This is a genomic window from Myxococcus eversor, from assembly GCF_010894455.1.
In the GTDB taxonomy this organism is placed as follows: domain Bacteria; phylum Myxococcota; class Myxococcia; order Myxococcales; family Myxococcaceae; genus Myxococcus; species Myxococcus eversor.
The window spans coordinates 497554-512424 of sequence record NZ_JAAIXY010000001.1; the positions used below are offsets into that span (position 1 = coordinate 497554).

At 68.9% G+C, this 14871-nt stretch carries 17 protein-coding genes; 4 read left to right on the top strand and 13 right to left on the bottom strand.

Translation table 11 applies throughout. The features are described 5' to 3' along the window. Positions 1-54: 54 nt before the first annotated feature. Positions 55-2679, bottom strand: coding sequence for an ATP-dependent chaperone ClpB (gene clpB, locus G4D83_RS02020; RefSeq protein ID WP_163862015.1), 2625 nt, complete (start codon positions 2677-2679; stop codon positions 55-57). A 237-nt stretch (positions 2680-2916) separates the two neighbouring features. Here clpB and G4D83_RS02025 point away from each other — a divergent pair, with 237 nt between their 5' ends. After that, a complete protein-coding gene (locus tag G4D83_RS02025) occupies positions 2917-3447 on the top strand; it encodes a hypothetical protein (RefSeq protein WP_163862018.1) in 531 nt (176 codons plus the stop codon). 15 nt (positions 3448-3462) lie between these two features. Here G4D83_RS02025 and G4D83_RS02030 read toward each other — a convergent pair whose 3' ends face one another. The 3 genes from G4D83_RS02030 to G4D83_RS02040 are packed head-to-tail and all read right to left on the bottom strand — an operon-like array spanning position 3463 to position 4750. Next, positions 3463-4113, bottom strand: coding sequence for a hypothetical protein (locus G4D83_RS02030; RefSeq protein ID WP_176435300.1), 651 nt, complete (start codon positions 4111-4113; stop codon positions 3463-3465). Next, positions 4110-4424: a DUF1844 domain-containing protein gene (locus tag G4D83_RS02035; RefSeq protein ID WP_163862020.1), complete on the bottom strand. Its 315-nt coding sequence runs from the start codon at positions 4422-4424 to the stop codon at positions 4110-4112. The genes G4D83_RS02030 and G4D83_RS02035 overlap by 4 nt, the downstream gene beginning before the upstream one ends. Continuing rightward, positions 4421-4750: an RNA polymerase subunit sigma gene (locus G4D83_RS02040; RefSeq protein WP_163862023.1), complete on the bottom strand. Its 330-nt coding sequence runs from the start codon at positions 4748-4750 to the stop codon at positions 4421-4423. Before G4D83_RS02040 ends, G4D83_RS02035 begins: the two co-directional genes overlap by 4 nt. A 93-nt stretch (positions 4751-4843) precedes the next feature. Between G4D83_RS02040 and thiE the strand changes: the two genes are divergently transcribed. The 3 genes from thiE to thiD are packed head-to-tail and all read left to right on the top strand — an operon-like array spanning position 4844 to position 7023. Then, positions 4844-5500 (top strand): thiamine phosphate synthase, encoded by a 657-nt coding sequence (gene thiE, locus G4D83_RS02045; RefSeq protein WP_163862026.1) that lies wholly within the window; start codon positions 4844-4846, stop codon positions 5498-5500. A 21-nt stretch (positions 5501-5521) separates the two neighbouring features. After that, a complete protein-coding gene (locus G4D83_RS02050; protein WP_163862028.1) occupies positions 5522-6286 on the top strand; it encodes a gamma-glutamyl-gamma-aminobutyrate hydrolase family protein in 765 nt (254 codons plus the stop codon). Beyond that, positions 6283-7023 (top strand): bifunctional hydroxymethylpyrimidine kinase/phosphomethylpyrimidine kinase, encoded by a 741-nt coding sequence (thiD, locus tag G4D83_RS02055; protein WP_163862031.1) that lies wholly within the window; start codon positions 6283-6285, stop codon positions 7021-7023. The genes G4D83_RS02050 and thiD overlap by 4 nt, the downstream gene beginning before the upstream one ends. A gap of 27 nt (positions 7024-7050) precedes the next feature. Here thiD and dnaB read toward each other — a convergent pair whose 3' ends face one another. The 9 genes from dnaB to G4D83_RS02100 form a co-directional block, all read right to left on the bottom strand. Continuing rightward, positions 7051-8418, bottom strand: a complete 1368-nt coding sequence (gene dnaB, locus G4D83_RS02060) for a replicative DNA helicase (protein ID WP_163862034.1) — start codon at positions 8416-8418, stop codon at positions 7051-7053. 99 nt (positions 8419-8517) lie between these two features. Beyond that, positions 8518-9288, bottom strand: coding sequence for a LytR/AlgR family response regulator transcription factor (locus G4D83_RS02065; protein ID WP_163862037.1), 771 nt, complete (start codon positions 9286-9288; stop codon positions 8518-8520). Beyond that, complete coding sequence (locus G4D83_RS02070; RefSeq protein ID WP_163862040.1) at positions 9285-10424, bottom strand: sensor histidine kinase; 1140 nt, start codon at positions 10422-10424, stop codon at positions 9285-9287. Before G4D83_RS02070 ends, G4D83_RS02065 begins: the two co-directional genes overlap by 4 nt. Positions 10425-10434: 10 nt before the next feature. Continuing rightward, positions 10435-11619, bottom strand: a complete 1185-nt coding sequence (locus tag G4D83_RS02075; RefSeq protein ID WP_163862043.1) for an acyltransferase family protein — start codon at positions 11617-11619, stop codon at positions 10435-10437. A gap of 189 nt (positions 11620-11808) precedes the next feature. Further along, positions 11809-12252: a 50S ribosomal protein L9 gene (rplI, locus tag G4D83_RS02080; protein WP_163862045.1), complete on the bottom strand. Its 444-nt coding sequence runs from the start codon at positions 12250-12252 to the stop codon at positions 11809-11811. Positions 12253-12279: 27 nt separating this feature from the next. Next, positions 12280-12675, bottom strand: coding sequence for a 30S ribosomal protein S18 (gene rpsR, locus G4D83_RS02085; protein WP_163862048.1), 396 nt, complete (start codon positions 12673-12675; stop codon positions 12280-12282). Positions 12676-12725: 50 nt separating this feature from the next. Next, on the bottom strand, positions 12726-13205 hold the full coding sequence (gene rpsF, locus G4D83_RS02090; protein ID WP_163862051.1) for a 30S ribosomal protein S6: 480 nt from the start codon (positions 13203-13205) through the stop codon (positions 12726-12728). Positions 13206-13473: 268 nt separating this feature from the next. Then, positions 13474-14049, bottom strand: coding sequence for an aminoacyl-tRNA hydrolase (gene pth / locus G4D83_RS02095; RefSeq protein WP_163862054.1), 576 nt, complete (start codon positions 14047-14049; stop codon positions 13474-13476). Between the two features lie 72 nt (positions 14050-14121). Further along, entirely contained in the window at positions 14122-14817 is a 696-nt protein-coding gene (locus tag G4D83_RS02100) for a 50S ribosomal protein L25/general stress protein Ctc (protein WP_163862057.1), read from the bottom strand. Positions 14818-14871 lie beyond the last annotated feature (54 nt).

A 14871-nucleotide genomic window follows, 5' to 3' on the forward strand; every position in this document is an offset into this window, starting at 1 on the left:
CACGGGGCCCCACCGGGAGACGGTGGAGCCCCGGAGCACGCACGAGCCCGGCCCTTACTCCGCGCGCTTCACCTTCTTCGCCGTGTCCACCAGCACCTTGGCGAAGGTGAGCCCGGTGGGGCCCGCGTCCGCCTGGATGGTGTCACCCGGCAGGAACTCACCGCTGAGCACCTTGAGCGCCAGCGGGTCCAACAGGTTCTTCTGCACCGCGCGCTTCAGGGGCCGCGCGCCGTATGTCGGGTCGTATCCGCGCTCCGCCAGCATCTCCCGGGCCGCGTCCGTCAGCTCCAGCGACAGCCGCTTGTCGGCGAGCAGCTTGTCCAGCTTCGCGAGCTGGATGTCGACGATGCGGTAGATGTCCTTCTTGCGCAGCGGCTCGAAGATGACGATTTCGTCCACGCGGTTGAGGAACTCCGGACGGAAGTGGCCGCGCAGCGCGTCCATCACGTCCTCGCGCGTCTTGTCGTCCAGCTCCTCCTTGCCCGCCATGCCCGACTGGATGTCGGCGGAGCCCAGGTTGGACGTCATGATGAGCACCGTGTTCTTGAAGTCCACGGTGCGGCCCTGGCTGTCCGTCAGCCGGCCCTCGTCCAGAATCTGCAGCAGGATGTTGAAGACGTCCGGGTGCGCCTTCTCGATTTCGTCGAAGAGCACCACCGTGTACGGACGCCGGCGCACCGCCTCGGTGAGCTGGCCGCCCTCCTCGTAGCCGACGTAGCCCGGAGGCGCGCCCACCAGTCGGGCCACGGCGTGCTTCTCCATGAACTCCGACATGTCGATGCGGACCATGGCCGTGTCGTCGTCGAAGAGGAACTCCGCCAGCGCCTTCGCCGTCTCCGTCTTGCCCACGCCCGTGGGGCCCAGGAAGATGAACGAGCCGATGGGCCGGTTGGGGTCCTGCAACCCGCTGCGCGCGCGGCGCACGGCGTTGGACACCGCTTCAATCGGGCTGCGCTGACCAATCACCCGCTGGGCCAGCCGGTCCTCCATGTGGACCAGCTTGTGGACCTCGCCCTCCATCAGCCGCGAGACGGGGATGCCCGTCCACTTGGCCACCACGGCGGCGATGTCCTCGGAGTCCACCTCCTCCTTGAGGAACTTCTGCTTCTTCTGCAGCTCCAGGAGCTTGAGGTTCTGCGTCTGGACCTCCTTCTCCAGGGAGGGCAGGACGCCGAACTTCAGCTCCGCGGCGCGGTTGAGGTCGCCCTGGCGCTCGGCGGCGACCTGGTCGTTCTTCACCTTCTCCAGCTTCTCCTTCAGCGTCCGGATGGCGCCGATGGCCGTCTTCTCCGCGTCCCAGTGGACCTTGAGCGCGTCGAAGCGCTCGCGCAGGTTGGCCAGCTCCTTCTCGATGACGGCCAGTCGCTCTTGCGAGTGCGGGTCCGTCTCCTTGCGCAGGCCCTCCTTTTCGATCTGGAGCTGCGTCATCTTCCGGCGCATGTCGTCCAGCTCGGTGGGCATGGAGTCGATTTCGATGCGCAGGCGGCTGGCGGACTCATCGATGAGGTCGATGGCCTTGTCCGGCAGGAAGCGGTCGGAGATGTAGCGGTGGCTGAGCGTGGCGGCGGCCACCAGCGCGGTGTCCTGGATGCGCACGCCGTGGTGCACCTCGTAGCGCTCCTTCAGACCGCGAAGGATGCTGATGGTGTCGTGCACGCTGGGCTCGCCCACGAACACGGGCTGGAAGCGGCGCTCCAGGGCCGCGTCCTTTTCAATGTGCTTGCGGTACTCGTCCAGCGTCGTCGCGCCAATGCAGTGCAGCTCGCCGCGCGCCAGCGCCGGCTTGAGCATGTTGCCCGCGTCCATGGCCCCCTCGGCCTTGCCCGCGCCCACAATCGTGTGGATTTCGTCGATGAAGAGGATGACCTGACCGGATGCGTCGGCGACCTCCTTGAGCACCGCCTTGAGCCGCTCCTCGAACTCACCGCGGAACTTGGCGCCGGCCACCAGGGCGCCCATGTCCAGCGTGATGAGCTGCTTGTTCTTCAGGCCCTCCGGCACGTCGCCGTCGACGATGCGCCGCGCCAGCCCCTCGGCGATGGCCGTCTTGCCCACGCCCGGCTCGCCAATGAGCACCGGGTTGTTCTTCGTGCGCCGGCTGAGCACCTGGATGCAGCGGCGAATCTCCTCGTCGCGGCCGATGACGGGGTCCAGCTTCCCCGCCCGCGCCGCCTCCGTCAGGTCCCGCCCGTACTTCTCCAGCGCCTGATAGGTGGATTCAGCATCCTGGCTCGTCACGCGCCCGGAGCCGCGGACCTCCTTGAGGGCGGCCACCACCCGCTCACGGGTGATGCCGGACGCCTTCATGACCTCGCCCGTCGTGCCCTTGTCCTGGGTCAACGCGAGCAGCAGATGCTCGGACGAGATGAACTCGTCCTTGAGCGCCTTGGCCTCGTCGTCCGCCTTGTCGAACGTCTTCAGCAGGCGCTGGCCGAGCATCGCGCTCTCGCCCCCCTGCATCTTGGGCAGCTTGCCCAACGCCTCGCCCAGCCGGGACGAGAACAGCTTCACGTCCGCCCCCAGCTTGCGCAGCAAGGGGTCGACGATGCCGTCCTTCTGTCCCAACAACGCCGCGGCCAGGTGCTCCGGCTCGTACTGGGGATTGTCGGCGCGGCGGGCCAGCGTCTGGCCTTCCGTGATGGCTTCCTGCGCCTTCACCGTGAACTTATCGAGTCGCATACACTCAACGTAAGAGTCGACTCGGGCTTGGCAAACGGCCGGGCTTATTTAACGCGCGGCGTCACCCTGCGCCGGAAGCGGAATACTTTGGACTCCTGGTAGCGGCTGGGTTTTCGAGGTGCTTGAGTTGCCAGAGGGGTGGCGGCTCGGTTATAGGCGGCGCCCACCCTCGGGGGGCTGAACCTGGAAGCGCACGGCGGCTATCTCATTCGACTCGAAAGCTTCAACGGGCTGGAGTTGCTCCAGCAGGCCCGTGAGGCGCTGCGACTGGACGGTGCCTCGGGCGCCACCGGCCTGCAGGTGTCGGTCAATCGGCGCCGCAAGGTGGTGCGACTGGCCTACGTGGGCCCCTTCACGCAGGGCCGGCCGGGGGCGCACTGGTATGCGGCGCACCATGCGCTGCCTCGCCTGCTGTCCCGGGCGGCCAACGCCACGGTGCACGTCTACGTGTTTGATCCGGACGAGGGCGAGCAGGTCGTCGCCTACGGCAACGGACGGCGCGTGGGTGGCGAGCGGGTGGTCTACGACCGCGTGGAGCTGCCCGAGGGCCGCCCCGAGGACCTGGACGAGGCGGCCTTCCTGCACATGCAGTCCCGCTGGCCCATGGGGCACCTGGCGCACGTCTTCGGACTGTCGCGCAAGGAGCTGCTGCGGCTGCCCCGCGCGGAGCTGGGGCGGGTGTTGTCGCTGGAGGAGGAGACCTCGGCGGACGTGGAGTCCGCGCTGGAGGCCCTGCTGCCGGGCGGCGTGGCACCCCACGCCCCCTGAAGTGCCGCGGGACTGCTAGCCGTCGGCCGGGCTGTCCTGGGCGACGAGCGCGTCCCGCACGGTGTCGCTGCGGAAGTACTGGCCGAGCAGGGCGAAGGTGCCCGCGATGACGGCCGTGCCCAGCACCGTCAGGCCCAGGGCCATCCACGGGGCCACGCTGCCGACGACCTCGGCCGTCGTGGGGTCCTGGTACTCGGGGCGCTGGGTGAGCGTCTGGGTGAGGGTGACGCCCACGCGGCGGGACACCACGGCCCACTGGGCGCCGTCGATGGTGCGCAGCACCGCCACGGTGAGCGCGGCGCGGCCGAGCATCTTCCGCAGGGCCTCCCGGGGCAGCCCGTCCGAGCGGAGCATGTGGGAGGCGGACACGAAGACGAAGGCGCACGCGATGGCGAGCACGCCCATCAGCACGGCGCGAGGCTCCCGCATGGGCTCCAGGGCCTGGTACTGGGCCTCCAGGAGCTTCTGGAGGATGGCGGGGTCGCTGCCCAGGAGGAACGGCGGGCCGGCCTCCATGTGCCGCGAGCGGACCTCGTAGAAGTGGGCCATTTCCATGGCCTCGTTGAGCGCGCCCCAGCCGGTGAAGATGGCGAGCACGACACCCACGAGCGCCGCGAAGCGGATGCGCCCGGGCAGCCTGCCCGAGCGGGGAACAGGCGCCGTCACCGCTTGCTCGCCTCCACGAAGCGCAGGCGGAGATCCGCGAGCAGGCTGTCGAAGAGACGCTCCTCGTCCGCCGTCAGGTTGCCCCGCGTCTTCTGCCGCAACAGCGACAACAGGTCCAGGTTCTGCCGGGCCAGCGGCAAGTCCTTCGACGTCTGGCCCGTCTCCGGGTTCGGCGTATCACCAAGGTGGATGAGCACCGCGGTGCCCAGCCCCATGATGAACGTGCCGAAGGAGATGGCCTCCTCGGACGCGGAGCGCGCTTCCCCCCGCATCACGAAGGTCTCGCCGCGCTTCTCGTCCACGGGGCTCATGGAGTGCCCGGCTCCTCGCCCTCGGCGATGTCCTTGAGCGCGGCCTCGTCGGCGGAAACGGGCGTCTCGTCGGCGACGTCGGAGGACTCGTCCTCGTCTTCGTCCTCGTCGTCCGCCTCGTCCTCTTCGTCGAGGTCATCCTCTTCGTCGTCGTAGTCGTCCGTGACGTCGTCGTCCATGAACGTCTCCACCGGCGTGGCCTTGTCCGCCACATCCGGCAGGCCCTTCACGTGGCGCTCGAACGCCTTCTCGTCCAACTGGCCCGAGCGCAGGTACCGCTCCGCGGTGCGCTTATCGAGATACTTGGGGTCCACCGTGTCCGCCATGTTTCAAATCCTCGGAATTGCTTGGAAAATAGCGGGCTACCTTATAGCAGAGGGGGCATCTGTCAACGCCGCCGTCCCGCCTTCCTGGTGCCGATGAACGCCCCGCCTCGTCCGCTGCTTCCCCCGGGCCCGTATCTGCTGTGCGACGACACCGTCCGGGGGGACATGCCCCTGGTGCTCAAGGCCGAGCGGATGCTCGCGGGAGGCGCCCGGGTGGTGCAGTTGCGCATGAAACGCACGCCGATGCGAGAAGCCCTGGCGGTGGCCCGGCAGGTGGCCTCGCTGTGTCGGCGGGCGGGCGCGGTGTGCCTGCTCAACGACAGGGTGGACCTGGCGCTGCTGGCGGACGCGGATGGCGTGCACGTGGGTGACGAGGACCTGCCCCCGGAGGCGGCGCGTGCGCTCCTGGGGCCTGGCCGCCTGGTGGGCGTCACGGTGCGGGACGTGGAGGGCGCGATGGCCGCGCGGGATGCGGGCGCGGACTACGTGGGCGTGGGGCCCGTCTTCGGCACGACGACGAAGCAGGTGCCCGCACCGGTGATGGGGCTGGAAGGCCTCGCGCGGGTGGTGAGGGGCAGCCCGCTGCCGGTGGTGGGGATTGGAGGGGTGGGGCTCGAGAACGTGGCCTCCGTCGCGGCGACGGGCGTGCACGGCGCGGCGGTGGTGTCGGACGTCCTGCTCGCTCAGGACATCGCCGAGCGGGTGCGCCTGCTGACGGGCGCGTTTGAACGGGGCCGTGTGGGGGGGTAGGGTCGACCGACGGACTCCCCCATGAACAATCATCCGCGTCACCATGGCCAGCCGCCCCGGCGGCCCAACATCGGCATCACCCCGGACTGGAGCCAGCCCGAGGATCAGCCCTTCGCGCGGTACGAGCTGAAGGTGCCCTACGCGGACGCGGTGCTGCGCGCCGGGGGCCTTCCCTTCGTGCTGCCATACGCGGACGACCCCACGTGCGTGGACGCGTATCTGGACCGCGTGTCGGGGCTGCTCGTCACCGGCGGCGCCTTCGACATTCCTCCCGAAGCGTATGGCGAGACGGCTCGCGAGGGACTGGGCGGGCTGAAGGAAGGGCGCACCGCGTTCGAGGCGGCGCTGATGCGCGGCGCGCTCAAGCGCAACATGCCGGTGCTGGGCGTGTGTGGCGGCATGCAGCTGCTCAACGTGGTGCTGGGTGGCACGCTGTTCCAGGATATCGGTCGCGAGGTGCAGGGCGCTCGTGAGCACGAGCAGAAGCATGACCGCACGCAGCCGCAGCATCCGGTGGAAGTGCGCAGCGGCTCGTTGCTGGCGGAGGCGGTGGGGCACGGCCAGCTCATGGTGAACTCCACGCATCACCAGGCGGTGAGGAGTCCCGGGCGCGAGGTGAGCATCTGCGCGATGGCGCCGGATGGCGTGGTGGAGGCGATTGAATCCACCGCGCATGTCTTCGCCGTGGGCGTGCAGTGGCATCCCGAGTACATGGCGACGACGATTCCCGTGCACGTGGGGCTGTACAAGTCCTTCATCCAGAAAGCGCGAGAGCACCGGCGGTGATTCCTCGCGTCGTCCTGTTGGCGGGGCTCGAGCCCACGGGAAGAGCGGGGCTGCTGGCGGATGTGGCGGCGGTGCGTGCGCGCGGAGGGCAGCCGGTGGCGGTGCCCCTGGCGCAGACGGCGCAGGGACTCGCCACCTTCTCCTGGGTGGCCTCTCCGCCGCGTGTTGTCCGCGCGCAGTTGGTCGCCGCGCGCGAGCTGGGAGATGTCCACGCGGTGAAGTGGGGCATGGTGCCGGGCCTCGCGCAGTTGGAGGCCGCGAGCGCCGCGCTGGCCGGGACGCGGGCGTGGTGGGTGGTGGACCCGGTGGTGCGGACGTCGCGCGGGCAGCTGTTGTCCCGCCTGTCCGCCCGGCGCTACCTGTCGCTCGCCGGTCCGCGCGTCGTGCTCACTCCGAACCTGGATGAGGCGGGGTGGCTCTTGGGCAGGCCCGTGCCGGATACGGTGGTGGCGGCGCGTGAGGCTGCAATCGCGCTGGTGGCGAGGGGCTTCGGCGCGGTGCTGGTGAAGGGCGGGCACCTGCCGGATGCGCAGGGACTGGCGGACGTACTGGCCACGCCGGAGGGCGTCCGCGTCCTGAAGGGCCAGCGATTGGAGCGGGCTCCCGAGCGTCGTGGCACCGGATGTCGTCTGGCCTCCGCGCTGGCGACGGAGCTGGGGCGGGGACTCACGCTGGAGGCGGCGACGCGCGCGGCCCGGGCGCTCGTGGCGCGCTACCTGCGCACGGGCGTGGAGTAGGGGCGGGCGAAGCGCGGTATTCCCGCGCTACTCGCCTCGGCTGCGGCTCTCGAAGCGGGTGTATTCCGAGAGGAACACGAGGTCGACGGAGCCGATGGGGCCGTTGCGCTGCTTGGCGACGATGAGCTCCACGGGGATGACGGTGCTCGCGGGCGCCTGCGGATTGCCGTCGGGGCCTTCTTCCGTCTCCTCGCGGTGGATGAACATCACCACGTCGGCGTCCTGCTCGATGGAGCCCGACTCACGAAGGTCCGACAGCATGGGCTTGCCGCCCTTGCGCTCCTCCACCTTACGGTTGAGCTGACTGAGCGCGATGATGGGGACCTCCAGCTCCTTGGCGAGCTGCTTGAGCGCGCGGGAGATTTCGGCGACCTCCAACTGACGGCTCTCCACCTTGCCCTTCTGGTGCATGAGCTGGAGGTAGTCGATGACCAGCAGCGACAGCCGGGGGTCCTTCTGCTTCACGCGGCGCGCCTTGGCGCGCAGGTCGAACGGGGACAGGCCACCCGAGTCGTCGATGTAGATGGGCGCGTTGTAGAGCGCGCCCGCCATCTCCTGGAACTTCTCTTCATCGTGCGGCGAGAGGCGACCGCCGCGCAGCTTCTTCATGTCCACGCGCGCGGTGGACGCGAGCAGACGCATCAGGAGCTGGTCCGCGGGCATTTCCAGGCTGAAGATGCCGACGGCCTTGTTCTCCTTCAGCGCCGCGTGCACCGCGATGTTCATCGCGAAGGACGTCTTGCCGATGCCGGGACGGGCCGCGAGGATGATGAGCTCGCCGGCGTGCAGACCCGTCAGCTGGTTGTCCAGGTCGATGTAGCCGGTGGACAGGCCGGTGATGCCCGTCGCCGCCGCCTTCATCTTGTCGAGCAGATCCAGCGTCTGCTCCATCAGCTCGCTGACGGGCCGCAGGTCTCCTTCGCGCTTCTTCTCCGCGAGGAGGAACACCTTGCGCTCGGCCTCGTCGAGCAACACCTCCAGCTCGCCCGTCTCCTGGCTGGCGAGGTCCTGGATTTCGCGGCCGACGTGCGCCAGCCGGCGTCGCAGCGCCTGGTCCTTGACGATGTTCGCGTACTGGACGGCGTTGGAGGCCAGCGGCACCACCTGGTCCAACCGCATCAGGTACGCGGGACCGCCCACGGCGACCAACTGCCCGAGGACCTTCAGCTCCTCGGACAACGTCAGGTGGTCGACCTGCTGCTGCTTTCCGTCCAGGCGAATCATCGCCGCGAAAATCTGCGCGTGTGCTGGGCTGGAGAAGTCGTCCGCGTGGACCACTTCGCCTACGGCGGAGATGAGCGAGTTGTCCGCGAGCACGGCGCCGAGCACTGCACGCTCGGCGGCCAGGTCCTCGTGGACCTTTCGCCCATCTCTGAGGTCGAGGGAGTTCTCCATGTCTGCCCGCCCACTCTACAGGCGGCACTGACATGGCAGAAATTATCCGCCACAGACCTGTAGCGGCGGGTGGGGGGAGGAAGGTGGACCTGCCCGCAGTCAGCCTTCCATGCCCCAGCGCTGGAGGAATGCTTCACGCCACGTACGGCTGAGCACCACCGTGGTGCCGTTCTTCAGGACCAGAATTCCATCGCCGTGGCTCCACGGCTCCAGCTTCGCCACCGCGTCCAGGTTGATGATGTCGCCGCGGTGGACGCGAACGAAGCGCTCCGGGTCCAACCGCTCCTCCAGCGCGCGCAGGCTCTGTCGCACCAGGTGCTCCGCCTGGGCCGTGTACACGCGCACGTACTTGTCCTCGGAGGACAGGCGCCACACGTGCTCCAGGCGCAGGGGCACCCACGCCTCGCCCGCCTTCACCACCAGCCGCTCCAGCGTCTTGCGAGGCGTCGTCGCGGCCACCTCCCGCAGCAGGGCCTGGAGCCTGGTGGCCTCCGAGCCTCCCCCGAGCAGCAGCGCATGCGCCTTGTCCAGCGCGCGGGCGAACCGCTCGCCGTCGTAGGGCTTGAGCAGGTAGTCCACCGCGTGGGCCTCGAAGGCCCGCAGCGCGAAGCCGTCATACGCGGTGGAGAAGATGACGGAGGGGCCTGGCCCCGGGCCCAACGCCTCCAGCACCTCGAAGCCCGTCAGGCCGGGCATCTGCACGTCGAGGACGACGAGGTCCGGCTTCAACGATTCGATGCGCGCGAGCGCCTCGGTTCCATCCGCCGCCTCGCCCACCAGCGTGAAGCGCGCCTCGCCCTCCAACAGCCGCCGCACCTTGGCTCGGGCGGGCGACTCGTCATCCACGGCCAGCACGCGGAAGGTCGTCACGGGTGCGCTCCCCGAGGCAGGGTCAGCGACACGCGCGCGCCACCCTCGGGCCCCTGTCCCTTCTCCAGCCGGGCCCGCCCTCCATGCAGGAGCGCGAGGATCTGCTCCAGGTGCGCCAACCCCACGCCCGTCCCGGTGGCGGGGGATTCCGCGCCGAAGCCCCGGCCCGTGTCCTCGACCTCCAGCCGCCACGTGTCCGCCGTCTCGTGGGCGCGGATTCGCACCTCCAGCGGCTCCACGCGGTCCTGGTTGTGCTTCACCGCGTTCTCCACCAGCGTCTGCAGCGCGAAGCAGGGCACGCGCGCCGAGTCCAGGCCCGGCGCCACGCTCCAGTTCACCGCGAGCCGCTCGCCGAAGCGCGCCGACAGGAGTCCCACGAAGCGCGCGGTGTGCGTGCGCTCCTCGGCCAGCGTCCACGTGGGCTCCGCGCGCTCCAGGCTGGCGCGCAGCACGTGGCCCAAATCACTGAGCAGCCGGTCCGTGCGCTCCAGGTCCTCGTACATGACGGAGCTGATGGTGTGCAGCGAGTTGAAGAGGAAGTGTGGGTGGAGCTGGCCCGTGAGGGACTGGAGCTGCGCCGACCGCAGCTCTCCCTCCAGCTCCGCTGCGCGCAGTGCCCGCTCATGCTGATTCCTCCAGGCCACGAAGAGGCTGATGAAGGTGACGGCGAGCCCGTAGACAATCAGGTCCTTCGACACCTCCATGGGCAGGCGGAAGGCCATCGGTCCGTACTCGTACTCGCCCCAGCCCAGCAGCGAGTAGAGCGGGTAGCGGACTCCCAGCATCACGACGATGTGAACGGAGGTGTAGAGCGCGAAGCCCACCGTGTGCAGCCCGAGGAACCGCGCCCACCCGGCGGCGCGCGGGGACGGGGCATTCAGCGCCGCGGTCAGGATGATGGGCAGCGCCGCCCAGGCCGAAAGCGCACCGGTGAGCTCCCAGGCGAAGGCGCGCGAGGCGGGGAGCCTGTCGAAGCCGTTGGCGAGCTGGTCCAACCTCACCGCCGCGCCGTACGACACGCCCACGACGAGGCAGAAGGCGAACACCCCGAGCGCCGGGCGCAACCGGAAGCGGGGCCAGCGCCAGGGCAGGGGCGAGGGCACTTCGAAGGCAGGCGTCGGGAGGGTGTCGGCCATGGGCGCTCCGTCACGCAGTATGCCCGGTGGGCACGTCCTGGAGCTTCACTTCGGGACGAGACACCACACGGGCCTTCAACCCGAAGAACGGCCTCAACCAGGGCAGGCGGGCCACCAGCTCGCTCAGGGCCCAGCTGATGAGGAACGTCGTGACGAGCACGCAGCCGAAGAGGCTCCACGGCCCCACGGGCAGCCGCAGCATCGCGAAGCCCACGACGACGATGACCGTCTGGTGGAGGATGTAGAACGGGTACGACAGCTCCTGCGCGTGCTTCACCCACCGGCTCCCGGTTCGCACGCACCGTCGCGCCCAGCCCAGCGCGGTCAGGATGAAGAGCCACTGGGCCGACGCGCCCCCGAGCACCTCGGGCACCAGGTCGAACTCGCTCTCCGGCATCATGATGGCGAAGAGGACGGCCGAAATCCCCAGCATCCACCACCGGCGCTCGACCAGGACGTCCCAGACCCTGGGCACGCGGCCGAGCAGGTGGCCCATGAGGAAGAGCAGGCCGTAGTGGCCAAAGGTCCTCGGGTCGTCGAGGAGCGCGTGCGTCTGCGGGAAGCGGTGCAGCAGCACGTCGTTGATGAAGAGCGGGACGAACAGCCACCCGAGATTCACGCCCCGGCACAGCCAGGCCTCGACCTTCGCGAGCCACGCCTGCCCGCGCCCTGTCGCCAGCGCCCAGAAGAGCGGCAGCGCGAGCAGGCAGTAGACGAAGAGGTAGACGACGAACCACAGGTGATGCCAGCTCAGGCTGCCCGCGGGGTAGGGCACGAAGCCGAAGACGGACGGATAGAAGTCCGCGTAGCTGCCCTGGAACTTCCCCCGGAACACGCGCTCCACGTAGATTTGAGGCGGCACGATGACCAACATGCCGAACACCACCGGCAGCAGCAGTCGCCGCGTCCTGTCGTGCGCGAAGTCACGCAGCGAGCGCCGCCGCAGCGCCAGCGCCGTGCCCACGCCGGAGATGACCATCAAGAGCGGCATGCGCACGTGGTGCAGCACCTCCATCGTCGGCTCCAGCGCCGGCAGCAGCGAGGGCGCCTTGATGTGCCAGTCCCACCGGTTGAACATCATCCCGGTGTGGAACAGGTGCAGCACGAGGATGGCGACGACGCGGAGCCAGTCCAGGTCAGGACGGTGGGCATCAACGGGGGACGACAGCGGGGCGGGTGCGGTGGGCGTGCTCATGGGCGAGCCTCCTGTGCCTCACGGATACCCACCCGCCTGAAACGCCTCCACGCCCGTGTCGTAGGACGGACCGGCCACGGCGCGAACCGGACGCGCCCGGCACGAGCGCGAGGCCCGCCAAACGAAAAGGCCGCCCGGGTTGCCCCGGACGGCCTTCTCGAGACCACGGTGAGGTGGAGTCGCTTGCCGTTACTCGGCGGCGACTTCGACCTTGATCTTCGCCACCACGTCACGGTGGAGGCGCAGCTCGACTTCGTAGTGGCCAATCGACTTGATGGGGTCGGCCAGGTGGATGGCGCGACGGTCCACCGTCTGCCCCTGGGCCGCCACGGCCTCGGCGATGTCCAGCGCGGTGACGGAGCCGAACAGCTTGTCCTGATCTCCGACCTTGCGCTTGATGACGACCTTGATGGAGCCGACCTTCTTCGCCTGCTCCTCCGCGGCGCCCTTCAGCTTGGCATTGCGGGCGGTGATGACCGCCTTCTCGTGATCGAGCTGACGCAGGTTCTGCTCGCTCGCCAGAACCGCCTTCTTGCGCGGCAGCAGGTAGTTACGGCCGAAGCCGTCCTTCACGGTGACGAGCTCCCCGGACTTGCCGAGGTTCTCGATGTCCTCTCGCAGAATGAGCTTCATGTTCAGTCTCCTGAGCGGACCCGGCGGTTAGCCGACCACCGCGTTGTAGGGGAGCAGGGCGATGCCGCGCGCGCGCTTGATGGCCGTCGCCACCTCACGCTGGTGCTTCGCGCAGTTGCCGGAGATGCGGCGGGGAATGATCTTGCCGCGCTCGGTGACGAAGTACTTCAGCGTCGCCTGGTCCTTGAAGTCCACCGACGCGTTCTTCTCCGCGCAGAAGCGGCAGACCTTCTTGCGGCCGAAGCCACGGCCACCGCCGCGCTTCTCGTCATCGCCGCCCATGCCACCGCGGTCGCCACGGTCTCCACCGCGATCGCCGCCACGGTCTCCACCGCGATCACCGCGAGGTCCGCCGCCGCCGCCGAAACCGCCACTGCGGCCGCCCGACGAGCCGCCCGTCTTGCTTTCCGTTCCGTTGCTCATGAACTTTCTCGTTTCCTGAATAGGTCCCTAGAGAATGTCCCAGGCGGCGCTCAGGCCTCCTCGGACGACTCCTCCTCCGCCTCGCCCACGGACTCCTCGGCCACGTCGCCTCGGAATCCACCACCCTCGCGCGGCTCGGGAGCGCCCGGACGGGTCTCCTCCACGTCGCCGGCGAGCTTCAGGTCCTCGAGGACCGGACGCGTCTCGGGGTCCACCTCATCCGCCAGCTTCACGGAGATGTAGCGGGTGACCTCATCGAGGTTCTTCAGGTTGCGCTCAATCTCCGCCACCAGACCCGAGCTGCCCAGGTAGCTGGCGTGCACGTAGATGGCGCGGGGCTGCTTCGCGATGGGGAACAGGGTCTTCTTCTTGCCCCACACCGTGAAGCGAAGGACCTTGCCACCCTCGCGGGAGACGATTCCACGGACGCGCTCCTTGAGCTTGTCCACGTTGTCGTCGGTCAGGTCCGGCTTGACCAGGAAGATGGTCTCGTACTCACGAAGCCGCTTGGCGGCCTGCGTCTCTGCCATGTTTTCTCTCCCCTTGGGGTCGAGTGCCCCCCGGACAATCCGAGGAGCGGGGAAACGGCGAATGGCCCCATGGCCACCACCGGGAACGGGAAACCGCGCGCCCGTCACCCTCGCGCTACGTCCCGTGCACCAACACGGGAAGCTGTGAAAGAACATCCCACCGGATCAACCACCCCGGCGAGCGAACGGGCCTTCTAGGAGGGCCCCCCGGGCAAGTCAAGCTCCCGGAAGGCTCGCCTGTCCGCCCTCCAGGCCCCACGAGGGGGCCTCAGGCCTTCCGGTTGAAGCGGTTCATCGCCACCGACAGCCCCTCGCGCACCCAGCACTCCGTCATGTCCATGGCGCGGTCCATCAGTTCGTCCAACTGGCGGCGCTCCCCGTCGTCGAAGTTGGACAGGACATAACCGGCCACGCGTTCGCGGGCATTGGGGCCCTCCGGCTTGTCGATGCCGAAGCGCAGGCGGATGAACGCCTCCGAGCCCAGACTGGAGACGATGCTCTTCAGGCCGTTGTGGCCGCCGCTGCCGCCCCCTGCCTTGAGCTGCAGCCGGCCCAGGGGCAGATCCAGCTCGTCGTGGATGACGAGCACGTCTTCGGGGGGGACTTTGTAGAAGCGCGCCGCCTCGGCCACCGAGCGGCCCGACAGGTTCATGAAGGTCTGCGGCTCGACGAAGAGGATTTTCTCGCCCGCCAGGGTTCCCTGGCCCACCTTCGCGGCGAACTTCTCCTGGTTCAGCTCCGCGCGCGCCCGGGCCAGCAGCGCCTCCACCACCATGAATCCGATGTTGTGCCGGTGCCGCTCGTACTCGCGCCCCGGGTTGCCCAGCCCGCAGATGAGCTTCATGGGAGGCTCCAAAAAGAAACGGGGCCAGCCTCGGCGAGGCCAGCCCCGTGTCCAGGGTACACCGGAAGACGACTACTTCTTCGCGGGGGCCTTGGCAGCCGCCGCGGGGGCCGCCGCCTTGTCGCCAGCCTTCGCTGCGGGAGCCTTCGCTGCGGGAGCCGCCGCGGCCGGAGCCGCCGCCGCCGCCGCGGGAGCCACTTCGGCCGCCTCGGGCGCGGCGACGACCGCCACGGTGTAGTTGACGTTCGACTTCACCGACACGCCGGCCGGGAACTTCACGTCGTTGATGTGCAGCGCCTCGGCGATCTTCAGCGCCGTCACGTCCACCTCGATGCGCTCGGGGATGGCGTTCGGCAGCGCCCAGACCTGGATCTCACGGCGAATCTGGCTGAGCAGACCACCCTCGGCCACGCCCACCGACTTGCCGACGAGCACGAGCGGCACGTCCACCTTGACCTGCTCGTTCTCGCGCACGCCGATGAAGTCCACGTGCAGGATGTCCCGGGTGACCGGGTCCATCTGGTAGTCCTTCAGGAGGACCTGCTGGTCGCCACCGGCCAGCTTCAGCAGGATGACGGTGTTGAACTTATGCGGGGTGTTGATGGCCGCGCGCACGGCCTTCGGGTCCACCGAGATGTGCACGGGCGTCTTCAGGTGCTTGCCGTACACCACGGCGGGCACCACACCCTGGGCGCGCAGCTTGCGGGCAAAGCCCTTGCCAGAGCCTTCACGCGACTTCGCCTCGAGGGTGTTCTTGTTGTCGGACATGAAAATACCTTGGGAATGGATACCGCGGTGACCACCGGCCACCCTGGCGCCCTC